General features: G+C 59.1%; 17 protein-coding genes. 7 read left to right on the forward strand and 10 right to left on the reverse strand.

Annotated elements, in window-relative coordinates; translation table 11 throughout:
• The 5 genes from C7534_RS32520 to C7534_RS16265 form a co-directional block, all read right to left on the reverse strand.
• On the reverse strand, nucleotides 1-3,580 hold a 3,580-nt coding region (locus tag C7534_RS32520), incomplete at its 3' end, for an Ig-like domain-containing protein (protein WP_109786368.1).
• Between the two features lie 290 nt (nucleotides 3,581-3,870).
• Nucleotides 3,871-5,265, reverse strand: a complete 1,395-nt coding sequence (locus C7534_RS16250) for a hypothetical protein (RefSeq protein WP_146206176.1) — start codon at nucleotides 5,263-5,265, stop codon at nucleotides 3,871-3,873.
• The gene (locus C7534_RS16255) at nucleotides 5,160-6,185 is read right to left on the reverse strand and encodes a hypothetical protein (protein WP_109786370.1); all 1,026 of its coding nucleotides are present in this window, start codon (nucleotides 6,183-6,185) and stop codon (nucleotides 5,160-5,162) included. The genes C7534_RS16250 and C7534_RS16255 overlap by 106 nt, the downstream gene beginning before the upstream one ends.
• A gap of 149 nt (nucleotides 6,186-6,334) precedes the next feature.
• Complete coding sequence (locus C7534_RS16260) at nucleotides 6,335-6,730, reverse strand: YbaN family protein (RefSeq protein ID WP_109786371.1); 396 nt, start codon at nucleotides 6,728-6,730, stop codon at nucleotides 6,335-6,337.
• 10 nt (nucleotides 6,731-6,740) lie between these two features.
• Nucleotides 6,741-7,328: a UPF0149 family protein gene (locus C7534_RS16265; RefSeq protein WP_046032761.1), complete on the reverse strand. Its 588-nt coding sequence runs from the start codon at nucleotides 7,326-7,328 to the stop codon at nucleotides 6,741-6,743.
• Nucleotides 7,329-7,740: 412 nt separating this feature from the next.
• Here C7534_RS16265 and recQ point away from each other — a divergent pair, with 412 nt between their 5' ends.
• The 4 genes from recQ (at nucleotide 7,741) to C7534_RS16285 (ending at nucleotide 12,584) form a co-directional block, all read left to right on the forward strand.
• The gene (gene recQ / locus C7534_RS16270) at nucleotides 7,741-9,867 is read left to right on the forward strand and encodes a DNA helicase RecQ (RefSeq protein ID WP_109786372.1); all 2,127 of its coding nucleotides are present in this window, start codon (nucleotides 7,741-7,743) and stop codon (nucleotides 9,865-9,867) included.
• A 118-nt stretch (nucleotides 9,868-9,985) separates the two neighbouring features.
• Complete coding sequence (locus C7534_RS16275) at nucleotides 9,986-10,420, forward strand: MarR family transcriptional regulator (RefSeq protein WP_046032763.1); 435 nt, start codon at nucleotides 9,986-9,988, stop codon at nucleotides 10,418-10,420.
• A gap of 128 nt (nucleotides 10,421-10,548) precedes the next feature.
• A complete protein-coding gene (locus C7534_RS16280; protein ID WP_109786373.1) occupies nucleotides 10,549-12,252 on the forward strand; it encodes a FimV/HubP family polar landmark protein in 1,704 nt (567 codons plus the stop codon).
• A gap of 44 nt (nucleotides 12,253-12,296) precedes the next feature.
• The gene (locus tag C7534_RS16285) at nucleotides 12,297-12,584 is read left to right on the forward strand and encodes a SelT/SelW/SelH family protein (protein ID WP_046032765.1); all 288 of its coding nucleotides are present in this window, start codon (nucleotides 12,297-12,299) and stop codon (nucleotides 12,582-12,584) included.
• On the opposite strand, the gene C7534_RS16290 is transcribed toward C7534_RS16285, so the two are convergent.
• Together C7534_RS16290 and C7534_RS16295 are read right to left on the reverse strand one after the other, a co-directional pair.
• Nucleotides 12,578-13,471: a DMT family transporter gene (locus C7534_RS16290; RefSeq protein WP_109786374.1), complete on the reverse strand. Its 894-nt coding sequence runs from the start codon at nucleotides 13,469-13,471 to the stop codon at nucleotides 12,578-12,580. The genes C7534_RS16285 and C7534_RS16290 overlap by 7 nt on opposite strands.
• Before the next feature lie 238 nt (nucleotides 13,472-13,709).
• Nucleotides 13,710-14,468, reverse strand: coding sequence for a helix-turn-helix transcriptional regulator (locus C7534_RS16295; RefSeq protein ID WP_109786375.1), 759 nt, complete (start codon nucleotides 14,466-14,468; stop codon nucleotides 13,710-13,712).
• 128 nt (nucleotides 14,469-14,596) lie between these two features.
• Between C7534_RS16295 and C7534_RS16300 the strand changes: the two genes are divergently transcribed.
• Nucleotides 14,597-15,412: a UDP-2,3-diacylglucosamine diphosphatase gene (locus tag C7534_RS16300; RefSeq protein ID WP_046032768.1), complete on the forward strand. Its 816-nt coding sequence runs from the start codon at nucleotides 14,597-14,599 to the stop codon at nucleotides 15,410-15,412.
• 142 nt (nucleotides 15,413-15,554) lie between these two features.
• On the opposite strand, the gene C7534_RS16305 is transcribed toward C7534_RS16300, so the two are convergent.
• Together C7534_RS16305 and C7534_RS16310 are read right to left on the reverse strand one after the other, a co-directional pair.
• Complete coding sequence (locus tag C7534_RS16305) at nucleotides 15,555-16,145, reverse strand: HD domain-containing protein (RefSeq protein ID WP_046032769.1); 591 nt, start codon at nucleotides 16,143-16,145, stop codon at nucleotides 15,555-15,557.
• 99 nt (nucleotides 16,146-16,244) lie between these two features.
• A complete protein-coding gene (locus C7534_RS16310) occupies nucleotides 16,245-16,556 on the reverse strand; it encodes a DUF962 domain-containing protein (protein ID WP_046032770.1) in 312 nt (103 codons plus the stop codon).
• Between the two features lie 163 nt (nucleotides 16,557-16,719).
• Between C7534_RS16310 and C7534_RS16315 the strand changes: the two genes are divergently transcribed.
• Complete coding sequence (locus C7534_RS16315; RefSeq protein ID WP_077430678.1) at nucleotides 16,720-17,781, forward strand: AraC family transcriptional regulator; 1,062 nt, start codon at nucleotides 16,720-16,722, stop codon at nucleotides 17,779-17,781.
• Here the strand turns inward: C7534_RS16315 and C7534_RS16320 are convergent.
• On the reverse strand, nucleotides 17,738-19,192 hold the full coding sequence (locus tag C7534_RS16320) for a TrkH family potassium uptake protein (RefSeq protein WP_077430677.1): 1,455 nt from the start codon (nucleotides 19,190-19,192) through the stop codon (nucleotides 17,738-17,740). The two genes, C7534_RS16315 and C7534_RS16320, sit on opposite strands and share 44 nt — an antisense overlap.
• 121 nt (nucleotides 19,193-19,313) lie before the next feature.
• Here C7534_RS16320 and C7534_RS16325 point away from each other — a divergent pair, with 121 nt between their 5' ends.
• Nucleotides 19,314-19,880 (forward strand): nitroreductase family protein, encoded by a 567-nt coding sequence (locus tag C7534_RS16325; RefSeq protein WP_046032773.1) that lies wholly within the window; start codon nucleotides 19,314-19,316, stop codon nucleotides 19,878-19,880.
• Nucleotides 19,881-19,899 lie beyond the last annotated feature (19 nt).

Here is a 19,899-nt window from a genome sequence, read left to right on the forward strand (position 1 = left end):
GTTGACTCCAGTCGCCATTGCCATTGACCTGTGTGACAGAGGGGAACGGTGTGCTGCCGTCATACAACTGCACGGCCTGGTTAGGGCTCGCGTTGCCGGAGACAGTCACGCTGGTGTCGAAGGTGGTGCCGTTGAGTGGGACTTCTCCTTTGGAATCGCTGACCCCCGTGATGGTTGGCGTCACCGTTTGCAAGACGGTGAAGGTGCGAGCAGTGGATTCGGGTTCCGTACCGTACCGCGCTTTTGCCTTGATCGTGTGCGGTGCGACGCTCAGGCCGGGGAGTAATTGACTCCAGTCGCCATTGCCATTGACCTGTGTGACAGAGGGGAACGGTGTGCTGCCGTCATACAACTGCACGGCCTGGTTAGGGCTCGCGTTGCCGGAGACAGTCACGCTGGTGTCGAAGGTGGTGCCGTTGAGTGGGACTTCTCCCTTGGAATCGCTGACCCCCGTGATGGTTGGCGTCACCGTTTGCAAGACGGTGAAGGTGCGAGCAGTGGATTCGGGTTCCGTACCGTACCGCGCTTTTGCCTTGATCGTGTGCGCCGCGACGCTCAGGCCGGTAAATGTCTTGCTCCAGTCGCCATTGCTATCAACCGGTGTGACGGGAGCGATCGGTGTGCTGCCGTCATACAACTGCACGGCCTGGTCAGGGCTCGCCTTGCCGGTGACGGTGACACTGGTATCGAAGGTGGCGCCGTTGAGTGGGACGTCTGCTCCCTTGGAGTCTTTGACAGAGTCAATCGTCGGGGTGATCGCCGCTTCTACCGTAAAGGCCCGAAGCAGGCTGGACACGGGATCGGCATCATAAAGAGCGTGGGCGGTGATGTGATAATTCTTCACCGTCAAATTGGTCAGTAATCTTTCCCACGTGCCATTGGTGCCAACGTCAGCAGATCCTAATGATGTGGAACCATCGTAAAGCTCGACTTTTTCACCTCGCGTTGCCGTTCCTTTGAGTGTCACCTGCTTATCGAAGGTCAAGCCGCCCTCGGCAACCTCGCCTCGTGAATCACTGACTTGGGTAATGACTGGGGTGACGTAGTCATAGCGGGTCCGGACAGTTAACGGCAACAACGGAAACGCGATGGCGCTCGATTCATCGTTGGCACCGTCGAATGCCACTTTGCACAAGACAGTCGCCGCCGATGCATGCGCCAGTTTCAGCAGCTCGGTGCGTGACAGGATTTCCTTGAGCCCGTTGCTGACTTGCCCGGCCGTGACAAGTACGCCATCGAGTAACACGATGCGGTGATCCGCTCCGGCGATTGTCTTGCCTTCCAATCGCAGCCAGAGGCGTTGCCCGAGGGCAATGAACGGCCACTTTTGTACAACGACATCGGGGTTGCCAGAGAACGCCATCAGATCAAGGACGCCGGCAATTGCCTGGGGCACCTCGGGGCGTGGCAGTTGAGTTTCTGGATTCTGAAACCTCAGCACATCAAGCGTCAGCAGCTCGGATGTGTTCCAGAAGTTGTAGCGCTTGACGTCGTAGCTCACCGCAACAGATTTGCCGATATTGGGACCGATAAAGGTGGCCGGGAGATGGAATTGCACCCGACCACTGGCATGCGCCGGCAGTTCCAGGTCGACGGAGGTCCCAGGCCCCGGGGTTCCACGCCATTTCAGGGCAATGGTGTCCAGGGCCGGATCCATGTTGTCGTACTTGACGATCACGTCGACACCGTTGGTTGCGACTATGGGATCAAGACTGCCATTGGCCGCTTGAACCACTTCTGGTGGGGGAAGATCTCCCACCCGTTGTCCGATTTGCAGGTTCAACGTAGCGGAATAACTCAGCAGTTGGGTGCTGGCATGTTTGAGGGTGTAGCGGATCTTGACGTATTGGCCGATGCTTGGCGTGACGTAGCTTGCATCGACACGGAAATTGACCGGTTTACCCGCCGAGACGGTGGTGATGGGAAGCCAGTCGCTGGTACTGATGGCCGAACTGATAGCGGTCCAGTAGTAAGTCAGAATGTCGTCCTTCACCGTTCCTGTGTAGTCGATCCGCACCGTAACCTTGTCGAATACTTTTGACGGATCCAGCACTCCGTCCGGCGCTTCCGGTACTTGCGGCGCGGGTAATGTCGCAGCAATCGCCTGCACTTTCACCAGCAAGCGCTCGGACTCGCTCACGCCGTACGCAGCATTGTCATTGGACACGCGATACCAAAGCGTGAGGCGGCCATTGGCAAGCACACTGATGTGCTCGTCGAGTATGTAGATCGTTATGAGCTTGTCTGCGGCTTCATTTCTGCTGACGGTATGTTGCTCCGTATGTAAATACGGCGCTCCGCTGGACAAGGAACCGTCCCACATCAGTTCGATGACGTCACCGTCGGTCATGCCAAGGTACGAAATGTCCACGGTGGCATACATCACGTCCGGCTCAAGGACCTCACCCACCACTTCGCGAATGGTCGGTGCGGGATGCGCGTACCCGTCTCCGATCACATCGGCAAAGGTACGTTTGGAGGAGAGCGGGGGGCCACCGTTTTTCTTGGTCAGCACATACGAGGCATCGGCCGAGCCCATGGCAATGGCGCGGACTTCTTCGTAAGGCACTTTCAGTTCGAGGATGCTCGGTACGTTGGTAATGTCGCGCGATTGGGTGTGGATCAACGGCTTGCCGATTTGTGGCGTGCCTATCCAGGTCATCGTGATCGTATCGCCGAGTTCGAAATCCTCGGTGCGGACATGGATCTGCACCGTGACGTCTTGCTGGTTCAATCCCTTGAGGTCGATAACGCCATTGACCGATTCCTTGATGATGGGTTGTTCCAGGCGCCAGGCTCCGGCATCGACGTTGACCGTGGTGGGGATCGACCATTTTTCCGAATAATTCCAGACTTCGTCGTACACCTCGTACTGAATCAGTAGGGCCGCGCTGTCACCACCCGCCAGGATTTCGCCCTGGTCGGCAGTGATCACAATGGGCTGCGTGCCGTCGACATGCGCTTGTGTGAGCACCAGAGGCTTGAGAAAAACGCTGCCCCACTTCACCTGTACCGTGTCGCGCAAGGCGATGTTGGGGTAGGGCTGGAGGGTCATCGGCACACCCTTGGCCGCCCACTCGGCATCAACCCCCTGCCTGATGACCTCTTCGGGCAACTGGGCGATCTTGAGCTCCGAATGCCCCGGTTTGTGTGGCTCCCTGTCGGGGCCTGCGGGGCGGTCAAGCTTGACCCGCAGTCGCAGCGCTACCGAAGGATCATCGGGCGCTGTTTCACCTTTGCGAAGTAACAGGTAATAACACTGCTCGATCCAGCCGGGTACGAATCGTCCAGCCTCAACGTAGAAGAACAGGCGCTGATCGACCTCCGTTGCCGTCACTACGTGGTGGTACACGATTTGCGCATCGAGGAAAACGTCAATCGTGTCGCCTTCCAGTATGGAAACCCATGGGTCAATGACAAACAGCGCCCCTTGGGCATGGTCGTTGACTACGGCAATGCTGATGCCGCCATCACCCCCCACTATCGGCCTGGTCATGCCGGTGACGAACAGAGGATGCAGGGCCAGGAGACCGGCACGCGGCGCGACAACGAGAGGCAGGTAGCGGGTGTAAGAGGTCATGGTCAATTCCTTTCCCAATACGTTCGGCTATTTCGTTACGAAGGTAATGAGGAGGATTTGGAACCTTGAAAGTGGATCTGGCTACTGTCAGAAGTAACAGGTTAGGCTGGCTTTTCGACGAACGGTTGGCGTGGGTGGGACCTGGTGAAACGTGCCAGGCGTGGTGTCGGACGGACGTCTCATGACCGGTACGGCGTCGTTTTTTTACAACGCTGCCGCAGGCATACTTGATTGAAATCCGCCATCTACCGGTGGGTAAGGTGGCGGATGTTATGCCTTTAGATACTGATCTAAATTAGTTTTACCTCGATATCATCAATTTCGTAATCGTTACCATATCCTGATGCTATATGACTAACTATTGCCAGTGTTGCTTTGGAGGACGAGGCAACGAAAGTTCCCGAGAGCGATTCCCATGTCACCTCGGTAACCACAACAGGGCCGGCAATTTCTATTCCGTCCGCATGTAGTGAAAGGGATGGTACATCGCGGCCAAGGGGAGTTCTCCGGTAATTGATCGTGAATGAATAGGAGTTTTTTGCTTGCAGGTTAAAAAATTGTTTCTGCAGGACAGGGCCGGCAGAATTATTGGTAAAGGTGTTGTTTCTGGCTAGCCAGTTGTCATCCTCTAATATGATCGTCCAGTCCCTTGGATCGGCGGCTGCTTCTCCTCTTTCCCAATCGTTCCAGTTTTCATGGTCAAAAGTGGTCAGATCCTGTTCAAAGGCGCCAATGAAGAACGTCAATGGGTTTGAATAACTGGTCCTGCCTGTTTCAAAGCGCAGGATGTTGTAACTGACGCTTAGTTTTTCATGACGTCGCGCTTCGAAGTATTGCTGCACAAGCGCGGCGTTGAGGGGGAAATCCACGTCCTTGCCTGCGCTCAGTGCATTGAGCGTTTTTGAGTCTTCGGCGATCAGGGCGCCTGCGGCGTCCCGTAACTGCCAGGTCACCACGTCCTTGGCCTTGCTCGGATTGGAGACCGGGTTGGGGCAGGTCACCTTGCTGATGCCGTTAGAAAGCTCGTTGGGTTCCAGGATGCCGTCTGCTTCACCGAGGACGATCGGCTTGACCAGTTCCAATTGCGCTTCACCGACATTCAGCAACGCCGCATGCCGTGACGCTCGGCGGACAATCTCGCCGTCCTCGTCGCTCAGCAGGTTGTACGAAAGGTCCAGCGTGCCACCTTCCAGGGTCTTGAGGTGCCGGCCCTCGACCGTGATGAAGAAATCTTCCCTTGCGTCGATTTCGCCGTGGCTGGGGAGGTACAACTGCAACTCTGGGTCATACGTGCTCAGGTCGGGTCGGGTACCGAGCCATTTCAATTCGATTCCCATGCCTTCTTCGAAGATTTCGTCGAAGGGGATCTGTACCCGGGTGCTCGGCAGGTCGGGGTCGATGCTGCCGTTCAGTGCATCTTCGGCGCTGGGCGCCGCCAGACGTCTGGGTTCACCGATGATGTTGATGAACCGGCCCTTCGAGCGCTGGATGACCGAGCCGCCACGCTCCAGCTCATAGGAAAATATCGCCTGGGTCTTGGCCAGCTTGCGTGCGGCGCTGTTGGGCAGGAAAACATCGACTACGACGGGTGGATTCTTCTCGATGGGTTGGCGAGCACTGGCATGGAGCTGCTCACCCTCAAGGGTGGTGCCCTTGACGTGCATGATGATGACATCGTCGAGCATGAAATCACCGGGGGGGCGGCCCAAACCTGCAGGTCGAGCTCCTCGTCGCCGAGGCTGTCCAGATTGAGTACGCTGCCATTAGCCTGCTTGAGAATCGGCGCCTCCAGCCGTGAGTTGCCGGTGTCGACCATGATGCGGGTTTCTTCACACCAGTCTTCGGCGGCGTTGTTCACCTTGTCGTGGATCAGGAACGTCACGGCCAGACCATCGGGCCCTGAATCCGCGGCGTCGAGAATCACCGCTTCGGTCACGTGGATCACAATGGGATTGTTGGCCGGGTCATCGACCTGCTCTTGGGTGACCGGGTCGGACAGCACCATGATGCCGCCCCAACTGAGCGTGATCACGTCGCCCTCGAAGACATTCGGGTAGGGCGATTCTTCGGGGCTACCGGGTTTGGCCTGGACGGTGATGTCCACGCCGTCCTTGGCGACGTCCTTGTCCACACCGTCGGCGATCAGTGCCGGGTCGATGTACATGAACAGCTCGGAGTGGGCTCCCGGTTCCGGGTTCAGATCCTGACCGCCAGGTAATTCGAGTTTGATGTAGAGCTTGGTGGCGGGCGTAGAGGTTTCGGGGGCCTGGCTGAGACGAGTCACGCGGTAGGCGAGTGAATAAGTACCGGTTTGCAGGCGACCCGGCGCGATCCACAACGTAACGCGTTGGCCCACTTCGGTGTCTTCGGAGAGTGTGTGTTGATCCACTACGTTGCCATTGAGCAAGAGTTCAACCTTGTCGCCTTTGCTCATGTTCGCCCAGTCGGGAAGATGAACTTTCAAACCCTTGTCGGGAAAGTTGTCGAGCGCGGCGGCTCGGTTAATACCCCATTCCCCGGACGGAAGTTGCGGCTCGGTACGGCCGGGGATTTCCGGTTCGCGCAGCGCCAGGGGTGCAACGTCTCTCGGCGGTTGGATGAGCATGGTGATAACTCCGGTCGAAGGAATGGGCGACGGAGTTATTTATGGTCTGGGAGGGGGATTCTGGCTACTGTCAAATCTGACAGGTTGCGGCTGGTTTTAGACGAGCGGTCACCGGCGGAGTTGTGACGGTTGCCTCGGGCTGAAGCCTCTCATAGCTTGTGCAAGGTCTTCTGTCGCAGGATATAAATCGTGACGAGCACGGCGCTGGTCAGCATGAACCCGCGCGCCCACGGCAGGGGCACCAGATAGCAGGAGAACAGGATGCTCGCCCACATCAGCCCGATGGCGTAGACCTTGCCCTTGAGCGGGATGCCGTTACCGTCGAGATAGTCGCGAATCCACGGGCCGAGCCGTGGATGCTCCACCAGCCACTGATAAAAACGCGGCGAACTGCGGGCGAAGCACGCGGCGGCCAGCAACAGGAAGGGGGTGGTGGGCAAAACTGGCAGGAAAATCCCGATCACCCCCAGCGCTACGCTCAGCCAGCCGATGGCCAGCAGCACATAGCGCAACATCAGGGGGCGGTTGCCTATGGGGTTGTCCATAGGCAAGACCTTAGTGGTGACGTGGCTTGAGGATCGCCGGTTTTTCGTCTGGTGCGTTGCACAGCAGGTACAGCGCAGTCAGGGCTTCCGGGATCTGAACGATCATGTCGTCCATCAGGTTGGCATCCTTGGCGATGTCTTCGAACTCTGGCTGTTCGTCGAACAGGCCCGAGCCGACCATGATCGGCAGCAGCATTTCGCTGACTTCATCTTCGGCACTTTCGAACCAGGCTGCTTCGCGCAGGAACACACCTTCCATGAAACCGATGCACCAGCCGCGCAGGTCGGAATCATCCGGCTCTTCGCCCAGGTCCAGGTCGCATGGCAGTTCGAATTCTTCATCGGACGCCAGTTGGCGGGCAATGTGAGCCTTGAGGCCGATCAGTGTGGCTTCGATCTCTTCGCGCTGCGCTTCGCTGCTGTAATGCGGTTCTTCGGCGAAGAGGGCGTCGATCCACTCACGGTCAGGAACGGTTTCGGAACAGATCGACAGCGCGGTGAGGTAGCCGTGAGCGGCCACATAGTCCAGCGCCTCGTCATGCAGTTCGTCGGCGTCGAGGAAGACTTGCAAACGGGTTAGTTGCTCAGCGAAGGACATTAAAGGGCTACCTTGGGGAATGTTCGATGCGGGAATTCTAGGCCTTCTTGAGCGCTCAGGCCAGCCGCGCGGCATATTTGCACCCTCGTAAGAACAGGCAACCCCGCAATCCCTGTAGGAGTGAGCCTGCTCGCGAAAGCGGTGCCACATTCAAAATCAATGTTGACTGGCCCACCGCCATCGCGAGCAAGCTCGCTCCCACAGGGTTCTTCATTGGATTTGCTTCATGTGTCTTATCAGCGGTGCCCTGTGCGAGGGAGGCCTCGGGTATACTCGCGCGTTTTGTGATGCCCTGCTGGCGTCCCGGCTGAAATGTGAAGCGTCATGCAACGCGCCCTTACGATTTGTCGGTGCAGCGTGCGTGGTTCTGAACCAGCCTTGCAGGGATGTTTTTGTGATTTTTGGAGTTTTTATGCTCGAACAGGCTCAACGCGTCCTCAAGGACATCTTCGGCTACGACAGTTTTCGTGGCCGTCAGGGTGCAATCATTGAGCGCGTGGCCAGTGGCGGCGACGCCCTGGTACTGATGCCTACCGGTGGCGGCAAATCCCTGTGTTTCCAGGTCCCGGCACTGCTGCGTGAAGGCCTGGCGGTGGTGGTTTCGCCGCTGATCGCACTGATGGACGACCAGGTCGCCACCCTCGAAGAGCTGGGTGTCGCGGCGGCTGCATTGAACTCCACGCTGAGCGCTGAACAACAGCGCGACCTGGCGGCCCGCATCAAGCGTGGCGAAGTGAAAATGCTCTACCTGGCGCCCGAGCGTCTGGTCCAGCCGCGCATGCTGGCGTTCCTGCAAAGCCTTGAAATTGCCCTGTTCGCCATCGACGAAGCGCACTGTGTATCGCAGTGGGGTCACGACTTCCGCCGTGAATACCTGCAACTGGGCCAATTGGCGGAATTATTCCCGAACGTCCCGCGTATCGCCCTGACGGCCACCGCCGATAAACGTACCCGCGAAGAAATCGTTGATCGCCTGCACTTGCACAATGCCGAACGTTTTCTGTCGAGTTTCGACCGTCCAAACATCTTCTACCGCATCGTGCCCAAGGAGCAGCCGCGCAAGCAGTTGCTGGCGTTCCTGGCCGAGCGGCGCAGCGATGCCGGCATTGTTTACTGCCTGTCGCGCAAAAAGGTCGACGAAGTGGCGGTGTTCCTCAGCGAACAAGGTTTCCCGGCGCTGCCGTATCACGCAGGTTTGCCCAACGAAACCCGGGCCCATCACCAGAAACGCTTCCTCAACGAGGAAGGCCTGATCATGGTCGCCACCGTGGCGTTCGGCATGGGCATCGACAAGCCCAACGTGCGGTTTGTCGCTCACCTCGATTTGCCGAAGTCCCTTGAGGCCTATTACCAGGAAACCGGTCGCGGCGGTCGTGACGGTCTGCCGGCGGATGCCTGGATGGCGTACGGCCTGCAAGACGTGGTGATGCTCAAGCAAATGCTGCAAAACTCCGAAGGCGATGAGCGCCACAAGCGTCTGGAGCAGCACAAGCTCGACGCCATGCTCTCGCTGTGCGAAGAAACCCGCTGCCGTCGCCAGACGTTGCTGGCCTACTTCGATGAAGACATGCCCGAACCATGCGGCCATTGCGACAACTGTGTCGATGGCGTGCAGACCTGGGACGCCACTGAACCTGCGCGTCAGGCGCTGTCGGCGATTTATCGCACCGGCCAGCGTTATGGCGTCGGGCACCTGGTGGACGTGTTGCTGGGCAAGGACAACGAAAAGGTCCGCAGCTTTGGTCATCAGCATCTGTCAGTGTTTGGTGTTGGCAAGGCAATGGGCGAGAGTGAGTGGCGGTCGCTGTTCCGACAGCTGGTTGCCCGTGGCCTGGCCGACATCGACCTCGAAGGCTACGGTGGCCTGCGCCTGAGCGACACCTGCCGGCCGCTGCTCAAGGGCGAAGTGACCCTGGAACTGCGCCGCGACCTCAAGCCGCAAACCACCGCCAAAAGCAGCAAGAGCCAGGCGAGCCAACTGGTCCGGGGCGAAGAGCGCGAGCAGTGGGAAGCCTTGCGCGCTCTGCGCCGCAAACTCGCCGAAGAACATGGCGTGCCGCCGTATGTCATTTTCCCCGATTCGACATTGTTGGAAATGCTCCGCAGCCAGCCCACCTCACTCTCGGAAATGGCCACGGTCAGCGGCGTCGGTGCACGCAAGCTGGAGCGTTACGGCGAAGCGTTCCTCGAAGTGCTCGGCGGTCAGGTCGAAGCGCCGAAAGTCGTGGCCGACGTGCGCCACGAACTGATCACCCTGGCCCGAGCCGGCATGACGCCGCTGCAAATCGCCGGTCAGTTGCAGTGTTCGGAGAAGAACGTCTACACCATGCTCGCCGAGGCCATCGGCAAGCAACAGTTGTCGCTGGAGCAGGCGCTGGATTTGCCTGAAGAGCTGATGGGCGAAGTCCAGGATGCCTTCCTCGACGGCGAAGGTGAGTTGCCGGCGGTTTCGGAGATTGCCGCGCTGTTTGCCGGGCGAGTGCCAGAAGGGGTTTTGTATTGCGTGCGTGCGGCCCTGCAATCGGAGTTTGAGGTTTAAGCGGTTTTGTAGGTTGATGTAACGATTCACTACAGACCGAGCCTTGCCTCAAGCCAAGGGGCATGCTTAGCTGGCTAATAATTAGTTTTTATTACTTCAGTCTAATCATGAGTGTTTTATGCCGTTAACCGATCAACACCGCTTTGGCATGCAATTGGCCCAGATGTCGCGAGGCTGGCGTGCCGAATTGGACCGTCGACTGGCGGGGCTGGGATTGTCCCAGGCTCGCTGGCTAGTGCTGCTGCACCTGGCACGCTTCGAACAAGCCCCCACCCAGCGTGAACTGGCGCAAAGCGTCGGTGTTGAAGGGCCGACCCTGGCCCGATTGCTCGACAGCCTGGAAACCCAGGGACTGGTGCAGCGCCAAGCGGTGCTGGAAGACCGCCGGGCGAAAAAAATCGCTCTCTGCGCGCCGGCCCTTCCCCTGATCGAACAAATTGAAACCATTGCCACCCAACTGCGCCAAGAGCTGTTCGCAGGCGTCGACGAGGCCGATCTAAAGGTCTGCATGCGAGTTCACGGGCACATTTTGGCCAACCTGGAAAAATCTTGACGCATAACCCCTCGCCAGACTTTTGAGATACCCCCGCTGGGCAGACTATAAAGAACTACTACGCAATATCGTGTTCGTAACGGATGTGCGAACACGCATAGGTTGGTTCTGTTATCTAAGGGATGCTCATGCTTGAGAGTTGGCCATTGGTTTTACGGTGTGGCGCCAGGTTGTTTCTGGTCGGTGGTGCGATCACTTACTCGGCATTGGCGCCCGCGCTGGGCTTGGGGGATATCACGCTTCACTCCGCGCTGAATCAGCCATTGAGTGCCGACATCGCCCTGGTGGATGTCGGCGGGCTGGAGGAGGGGGAGTTGTCGGTCAGTCTGGCGACGGCAGATGAATTCAGTCGCGCTGGCGTGGAGCGGTTGTTCTTCCTCAACAACCTGAAGTTCACCCCGATCCTGCGGGGCAATCGAAGCCTGATCCGGGTCACCTCCAGCAAAGTGGTCAGCGAACCTTTCCTGAATTTTGTGGTGCAGCTCAATCAGCCCAACGGGCGCGTGCTGCGTGAGTACACGGTACTGATTGACCCACCGGGTACTCCGGGTGTCGAACCCGTCGCGGATGAGCCGGTCACCACGTCTCAGTCTTCTGCCTTCCCCGTCGTCAAACCCAGCGCGCCATCAAACCCGGTGAAGAAATCCGCCGCAGTGCCGGTAGCGGTGCAACCTGCCACCGTCCCCGTGAATGATCCCGTTGTTGCCGAACAACTGGCCGCCAGCGTGCTGCACAACCAGCAGCTGCAAACCACTGTTGACGAGTTGAATTCAAAGCTTCAAGCACAGGACGAGCAGATCACCGGTCAGAAAAAACAGGTGACCGAGTTGCAAACCCGATTGGCTGAAGTCACTCACGCCGCCGCCGAGCCCGTGGCGCCAGTGCCTGTCGCGCCCACACCCGTCGTTGTCGAGGAGCAGGGAGCGACCCACTGGCAGTTGATCATTGGATTGCTGGCGCTGGTGGCGTTAGCACTGCTGGGGTGGTTCGTTCGTCATCGACGCCAGCAAGTTCTGGTGTTGCCCGAGGCTTTCACCGATTTGCCGTCACGGCAGGAGCCGGTACACGATCGTCCAGCACAACCATTGGCACACACCGCCATGCTTAAACCGGCCACCGATCACCGTGAAGCAACGTCAGCAGGCGATGTGCTGGAAGGTGTCGGCATCTACCTGACCTATGGTCGTTTTTCCGAAGCCGCAGCCTTGTTGCGAGAGGCGCTGAGCAAAGAGCCTCAACGCTCGGACCTGGCCGTGCAACTGCTGGAGGTGCTCGGTAAACAAGGTGATGTGCCCGCCTATGAGGCACAGGAAAACAGCCTGCGACAAGCCGGGTTTGACCGACAAAAACTTCAGGACATCCGCACCCGTCACCCGAAACTGAACAGTGCGGTACCTGCGGTCGCGGCACCGGTCGTCGCCCCTGAGCAAGCCTCACCCAACGACGGTTTCCAGTTGAACCTGGATGATTTATCGATGGATTCCAGTTGGGATCTCGTCAGTCCCTTCGACAGTTCGACGCCCGACGTGCACCCATTGCCCGACGCGTCATTGCTGCCGGAACCCGAGCTGGAGTGGGACCCGGTACCTGATCTGCCGTTGCAGGCTGTCGATGTTCTCGATGAATTCAGCGACGTCAGTCAGTCATTGCAACATGAACCGCTGAGCCTTGCGCCGCTGGAGCCGAACAACGCCGGTAAACTCGAGCAGGCCCAGACCTGCATTGACGATGGCGATCTCGACAACGCCATCGCGCTGCTGAATGAATTGCTCAAGGACGGCGACGAGCCACTTCGCCAGACCGCCCGCAGTCTGTTGGCCGGTATCCGCTGAGGCTCTATGATAGCGACGCCCTCAGATTCAGAGACTCGCCTGTCATGACCGCGCACAAACCGGAAATCGTCATCACCTACTGCACGCAATGCCAATGGCTATTGCGTGCCGCCTGGCTGGCCCAGGAACTGCTCAGTACCTTTGGCGATGACTTGGGCAAAGTGTCGCTGGTGCCCGGCACCGGCGGGGTGTTCCATATTTTCTGTGACGAGGTGCAGCTTTGGGAGCGCAAGGCTGATGGCGGTTTCCCGGAGGCCAAGGTGCTCAAGCAGCGGGTCCGCGATCAGATTGACCCGGACCGCGACCTGGGCCACAACGACCGGACTCAGTGAGACGCCGCTTCAGCGACCACGGTCTTTTTGCTTGAGCCACCCGACAGCCTGCTGGACACCACGATCGCGACGATGATCAACGCGCCGCCGACCAGCATGCGCAGCGTCGGGTTTTCATTGAACAGCAGCCAGGCCATGGTGATCCCGTAAACCGGTTCCAGGGCGAACACCACCGCCGCAGTGCGTGCCTTGATCACCGCCAGGCTGGCGACGAACAGGCTGTGTGCAACGCCGGTGCAGAACACCCCGAGCAGACCGATCCACAGCCAGTCGATGCCGCGCACTTCGCTCAATTGCGGTGCCGCCACGGGCAGCAGGCACACCGCGACCACCACGTTCTGGCACAGCGCGGCCTGCACCGGCGGGATTCGCCCGGAGCTGGCCCGGTTGGTCAGTGACAGCAAGGCAAACAACAGCCCGGAACCGACGGCCCAAAGCAGGCCGGTGGTAGCGCCGCTGGCCAGATCGAAGTCCGGGGTGACCAGCACCAACCCGACACTCACCAGCACGACCAGCAGGATTTCGTTGGCGCGAATCCGCTCGCGGAAAACCAGCCCTTCGAGAATGACGGTAAACGCCGGGAAACTGGCAAAACCCAGGGTCGCAATCGCCACACCCGCCACTTTCACCGCAATGAAGAAACTCACCCAGTGCCCGGCCAGCAACAAACCGCTGAGCAGCAGACGGCGCCAGTCCACGGCTTCAAGCTTTTGCCAGCGGGTGTTGCTGGCGAAGCGCGCAAACACCGCCAGGGCCAGGACCGCAAACGCGGCACGGCCAAAGACGATGACAGCGGGGGAGGCGGCAGCGAGTTTGCCGAACACACCGGTCAGGCCAAACATCAGTGCGCCAATATGCAAAGCGCCAAGGGCGGTACGGGGAGTCATTACAATCCTTGATTAACGTAGTAAGCCAAACCGACAGAGTCCACGGACTTGTAGCAGCTGGCGAAGCCTGAGTCCGACTGCGAAGCGGTCGTAAAACCGGAAAACGCGGTGCATCAGACACATCGCATTTGTCCCGATTGCGACCGCTTCGTCCGAACGCAGCCCGAGTCTGACGCAGGCTTCGCCAGCGGCTACATTAAATCGCGTGAGGCTTGGCGTGTCTGTCGTCAGACTCGCGTCATTTATCGCCAGCCTCGCGCCGCAGTTTGCCGGGGGAAGCGCCAAACTCACGCAATACCGCCGCGGCGAAAGCACTCTGGGAGCTATAGCCGACCCGGCTGGCAATCTCGCCGATGGGCAATGGTGAATCGCGCAGCAATCCCACCGCCAGATGAAGCCGCCGGCTGCGGATGTAGTCCATTGGCGTCTGCCCGCATTCGGCGATAAACCGTGCGTGCAAGCGAGCGCTGGACAGCCCGGCCACCTGGGCCAGATCTGCCACTTGCAGCGGATAAGCCGCGTATTGATCGATGTGCGCATTCATCGCCGCATACGGCAGGCGCCGTCCGCCGACGCTGTCAGGTTTGGCGTTATTAAGGCTGGCCAGCAACAGCACTGCGCCTTGTTGCGCGATCAACGGATCGTTGACCTGACTGCCTGCCAGCCAATTGACCAATTGGCTTTGCCCGGCATCCAGCGGCAGGCGCCCGGCGTTGTCGAGCAGGCGGCGACTGGCTTCGGCGTGGTCACCCAGAGACTGTGAAATCCATTGATCGCTCGGCACATCCAGCACCAGGCAACGGCTGCCATTGCGACTGCCGCACGCGTGATGGAAACCGGACGGGACGACCACGAAACTCTGCTGCACCACCTGGCTGCCATGGCCATCGACTTCGAAGTCCAGCGCACCCGACAAGCCGAACACCAGTTGAGCGTGGTCGTGGCTGTGGACGATCAAGTCTTCGGTGTACTGGCGTAGTGTGAGGATCGGTCTCATCACAGGTCTCCTGGCATGATGGGGCCAGTCTACACCGGCCTGCCGCTGTCACAGGAATGACTCGCCACTGTCATGCTCAATTAACCCGATCGGCGCAACCTTGGAAAAACCATCGCAGAGGGTTGCCCATGACCAGCGCCGAGCTCGCCAAACCCAGTCGTAAGCAACGTGTGCGCACCTTATGGATTTCCGATGTGCACCTGGGCACTCGGGATTGCCAGGCCGAACACCTGTCGCAGTTTCTCAAGGGCTACCACGCGGACAAGATTTACCTGGTCGGCGACATCATCGACGGCTGGAAACTGCGCGGCGGCATGTATTGGCCGCAGGCGCACACCAACGTGATCCGGCGCTTGCTGACCATGAGCAAGCGCGGCACCGAAGTCATCTATGTGACCGGCAATCACGACGAATTCCTGCGTCGCTATTCCAAGCTGATTCTGGGCAACATCCAACTGGTGGATGAAGCCGTGCACGTGACCGCCGATGGCCGTCACTTGCTGGTTATCCATGGCGATCAGTTCGATGTCATCACCCGGTATCACCGCTGGCTGGCCTTTCTCGGCGACTCGGCCTACGAATTCACCCTGACCCTCAACCGCTGGCTCAACCATTGGCGCGCCCGTTATGGCTATGGTTATTGGTCGTTGTCGGCGTACCTCAAGCACAAGGTGAAAACCGCGGTCAGCTTCATCAGCGACTTCGAGGAAGCTATCGCTCACGAATGCCTGAAGCGCGAGTTGCATGGCGTGGTGTGCGGGCACATTCACCACGCCGAGATTCGCAAGGTCGGCGAGGTGGATTACCTCAATTGCGGGGACTGGGTGGAGTCGTGCACGGCGCTGATCGAGCATTGGGACGGGACGATCGAGCTGTATCGCCTGGCGGATGCTCAGGCGCGGGAAGCTGAATTGAGGGCCATCAAGGTCGCCGAACCGGCCTAGGAATACGGTGTCTGGGCAGGCCTCATCGCGGGCAAGCCCGCTCCCACATTGAGCAAGGTGAACACTAGATTTGTGACTGCTAGAAAAGCCTGTGGGAGCGGGCTTGCCCGCGATGGACCGCGCAGCGGTCCCCTGAGGTCTGTCAGGCCGGCGAATGTTGTTCCATCGCCGCTGTATAAATCGAGTTCTTCGGTTGGGCGAACACCCGCTCCATCATCGGCTCAAAGAAGCTCAGTGGCAGCGTCTCATACTCAGGGTCGAACGCCGCCGCATCGTACTTGGCACAGAACTCGATGGTCGCCTGATATTGCGGGTGTCCGCTGAATTGCTCGCGCAGGTGCCGATCCATCCCCAGGTGATGGAAGAAGTAGTAACCCTGGAAAATCCCGTGTTTCTCCACCATCCATAAGTTGTCGGCGCTGACGAACGGCTTGAGGATCGCCGCTGCAATGTCCGGGTGGTTGTAGGAGCCAAGGGTGTCGCCGATGTCGTGCAGCAGCGCACAGACCACGTATTCTTCATCACGGCCATCGCGCCAGGCGCGGCTGGCGGTTTGCAGCGAATGGGTCAGGCGATCTACCGGGAAGCCGCCAAAATCACCCGCCAGCAACTTCAGGTGCGCCACAATCCGTGCCGGTAATTGTTTGGCGTAGGCACTGAAGTCCGCGGCGATGATCGCCCAGTCCTCCTGCGTGCCATCCTGCATGTGCGTGAATCGGGCATGGGCATTCATCAGCTATCCTCTTGTTCTAATCGAATGGGATGTCTTGAGTGTAGAACTTGGATCCAATATTACATTGGCCTCGCAGGTCGCTTTTATGGCCAGTGGAGCCTAGAAGGGCACACGACCCAGAATCATGTCGCGGTACATGACAAAGTCGCCAAGCAGGCTATAAAGAGGATGTTGGAAGGTTGCAGGTCGATTCTTCTCAAAGAAGAAATGCCCGACCCAGGCGAAGCTGTAACCGGCCAGCGGAAGGGCCCAAAGCAACAGCCATGCGCCTTTGCCGATGGTCAGGGCCAGGATGAAAATGACCAGCGTCGTGCCGATAAAGTGCAGTCGTCGGCAAGTACTGTCGCTGTGTTCGCTGAGGTAATACGGGTAGAACTCAGCAAAACTGTTGAAACGTTTGATGTTTTCCACGACTGCGATCTCTGTGGTTATTGTTCTGATTGCAAGTTGTTCTGCGGGTAGCTTATTTGAGTCTAGAGTGATCAATGGCATCAGCCAGTGACAATAGGCGCCACTTTAGTATCCTTTGGAAATCAGCCGCGTCAGACGGCTCACCGAACGTGAAGTAAACGCCATGAGCGAACGAACGACTTCTGCAAGCTGGGCGATGGGGATTGTCAAAGCACTGGAGATGGACGGTCTGGATTGCCGGGCTCTGTTCAAGCAGCTAGGGCTCGACTACGCATCGCTGGATGATCCGGATGCGCGCTTCACGCAAGATTCCATGACGCGTCTGTGGCAGCGCGCGGTCGAGCTGTCCGGCAACCCGGCGATAGGCCTGAACATGGGCAAAGTGGTGCGACCGGCCTCCTTCCATGTGGCGGGTTACGCCTTGATGTCCAGCCAGACCCTGGCCGAAGGCTTTCAGCGACTGGTGCGCTATCAGCGGATCATTGCCGAAAGTGCCGACTTGAGTTTCCGCCTGCTGGATGAAGGTTATGCGCTGATTCTGACGGTGCATGGCGACCACTTGCCACCCACCCGGCAAAGTGCCGAAGCGTCGCTGGCCTGTGCGTTGGCGTTGTGCGGCTGGTTGACCGGGCGCACGCTGCAACCGCGCAAGGTGCTGGTGCAGGGCGATCAACCCGTCGACCTCGAACCGTATAAACAAGCCTTTCATGCGCCGTTGGTGTTCAACGCGGCTTACGATGCGTTGATCTTTGAACGTGCCGACATGGAAGCCCCCCTGCCAACTGCCAACGAAGCGATGGCGCTGCTGCATGACCGGTTTGCCGGCGAGTACCTGGCACGGTTCTCCGAGAGCCGCGTGACGCACAATGCGCGTCAAGTGTTGTGTCGTCTGCTGCCGCAGGGCGAACCCAAGCGCGATACCGTGGCGCAAACGCTGCACTTGTCACAGCGCACCTTGCAGCGGCGCTTGCAGGAGGAGGGCACCAGTTTTCAGGCGTTGCTCGATGACACGCGACGTGAATTGGCCGAGCAATACCTTGCCCAGCCCACCATGACCCTGCTGGAAATTGCCTACTTGCTGGGGTTCGCCGATCCGAGCAACTTCTTCCGCGCCTTCCGCCGCTGGTTTGACGCCACGCCCGGCGAGTACCGGGCGCATCTGACGGACGCGGCAGGGCTGGTCAGTGCCGCCAGAACGCAGGAATGCACAGAACAAACACCGTAATGATCTCCAGTCGGCCGAGCAGCATGCCGAACGACAGAATCCACTTGGCGGCGTCCGGCAACGATGAAAAGTTACCCGACGGCCCGATGGTCGGACCCAACCCCGGCCCGACACCGGACACGGTACTGGCCGCACCGGTCAGGGCGGTCATCCAGTCCACGCCGAGCAGTGAGAGCAGCAACGCGATGACGCAGATGGTGATGGCAAAGAAGAACGAAAACGTCAGGATCGAACGCACGATTTCTTCGTCGAGACGGTGACCGTTGTACTTCTGCTTGATCACCGCGCGCGGGTGAATCAACTGGTTAAGGTTGGCCTTGAGCAGGATATAGGCGACCTGGAAGCGGAATATCTTGATCCCGCCGGCCGTCGAGCCGGAGCAGCCGCCGACAAAGCCCAGGTAGAAGAACAGCATCAGCGAGAAATTGCCCCACAGGCTGTAATCCCCCAGCGCAAAACCGGTGGTGGTGACCACCGACGTCACGTTAAACGCCACGTGCCGCAAGGCTTCGAGCCAATGCAGTTGGGTGGTCCACCAGTACCAGGTGCCGAGCACCAGCCAGGTCACCAGCAGCATGCCGAGCATCCCTTGAACCTGCTGATCCCTGAATAACGCCCAGCGGTTGCCGCGCAAGGTCGCCACATACAGGGTGAAGGGCAGGCTGCCGAGAATCATGATGACGATCGCCACCCAGTGCACCGCCGGTTGTGTCCACTTGGCCAGTGACTGGTCCGACGTGGAAAACCCTCCGGTCGAGATCGCGGACATCGCATGGTTGATCGCATCAAACAGACTCATTCCGGCCCACCACAGCGCCAGGCTGCCGACAATGGTGATGCCGACGTAGGCGGCCACGATCAAGCGCGCCACCATGTGCGAGCGAGGCATGATTTTTTCGGAGCGGTCCGACGATTCGGTCTGAAACAGGCGCATGCCACCGATACGCAACAGCGGCAAAATGGCGACTGCCATGCCGATAAAGCCGATGCCGCCGAGCCAGTGCAGCAGCGAGCGCCACATCAGAATGCCGGGTGACATGGTGTCCAGGCCACTGAGTACTGTGGAGCCGGTGGCGGTGATGCCGGACATGCTTTCGAAGAAGGAGTCGGTGTAGCTGATGTGCTGGGTCAGCAAAAATGGCAGCGCGGCGAAGATGCACACCACCAGCCAACTGCTGACGGTCAACAAATACATGTCCCGTGGACGCAGGTGAACATGCTCGGGACGTCCGGGGATGACCAGCGCCAGGCCAGCCACAAACGTAATCATGCTCGACCACAGGAACGACGGCAGGTCGTTGGTGCGGTCGAAGATCACCAGGGTTGCCATGGGCACGATCATGGAGATCGCCAGCGTGATCAGGAAGATGCCGATGATAAAACCAATAATCCGTAAGGTCGGCAACGCCATGAAATCCGCTCGGGCTGTTGTGGAGGAGGGCGCCATTCTACCTGCGGGGCAGGGCATGTAAACCGACGCCGCTTGCGCACTTGCAGCTAGAATAGCCAAACATTTTTTCAGGAGGTGGCCGATGCAGGCTCTCGACGCTTTGCTCAACCGTGTTTCCGTTCCACGACTGCTTGACCCGGCACCGACCGCAGCGCAGCGCGAAGTTCTTTTTGGCGCCGCCATGCGTGCACCGGACCATGGTCATTTGCAGCCGTGGCGCTTCCTGACGGTCGAGGGTGCGGCGCGTGAGCAGATGGGCGAGTTGCTGGCTGAAGCCGCCAGGCTACAAGACGCCGAGGTGTCCGAGGCCGCGCTGGACAAGGCGCGCAACGGCCCACTCCGGGCGCCACTGGTTGTGGTGGTGATCGCGCGGTTACAGGATCACGTCAAATATCCGAAATCCGAACAACTGCTGGCAGCGGGCTGCGCGGCACACGGGATTTTGCTGGCGGCGTATGCGCAGGGGATTGGCGCGGTATGGCGCACCGGTGATTTGGCGTATTCCGCGCATGTGGCCAATGGGTTGGGGTTGGCGCAAGGGGAGGAGGTGATTGCGTTCCTCTACCTGGGCACGCCGCAGAAAGAACCGAGAGTGGCGGAGAAAGTCGATCTGGCCGAATTTGTCAGCGCCTGGCCCGCTAAATCCTGACGTTCAAAAAATCGCAGCC

The sequence above is a fragment of the Pseudomonas sp. OV226 genome (assembly GCF_003148705.1).
In the GTDB taxonomy this organism is placed as follows: domain Bacteria; phylum Pseudomonadota; class Gammaproteobacteria; order Pseudomonadales; family Pseudomonadaceae; genus Aquipseudomonas.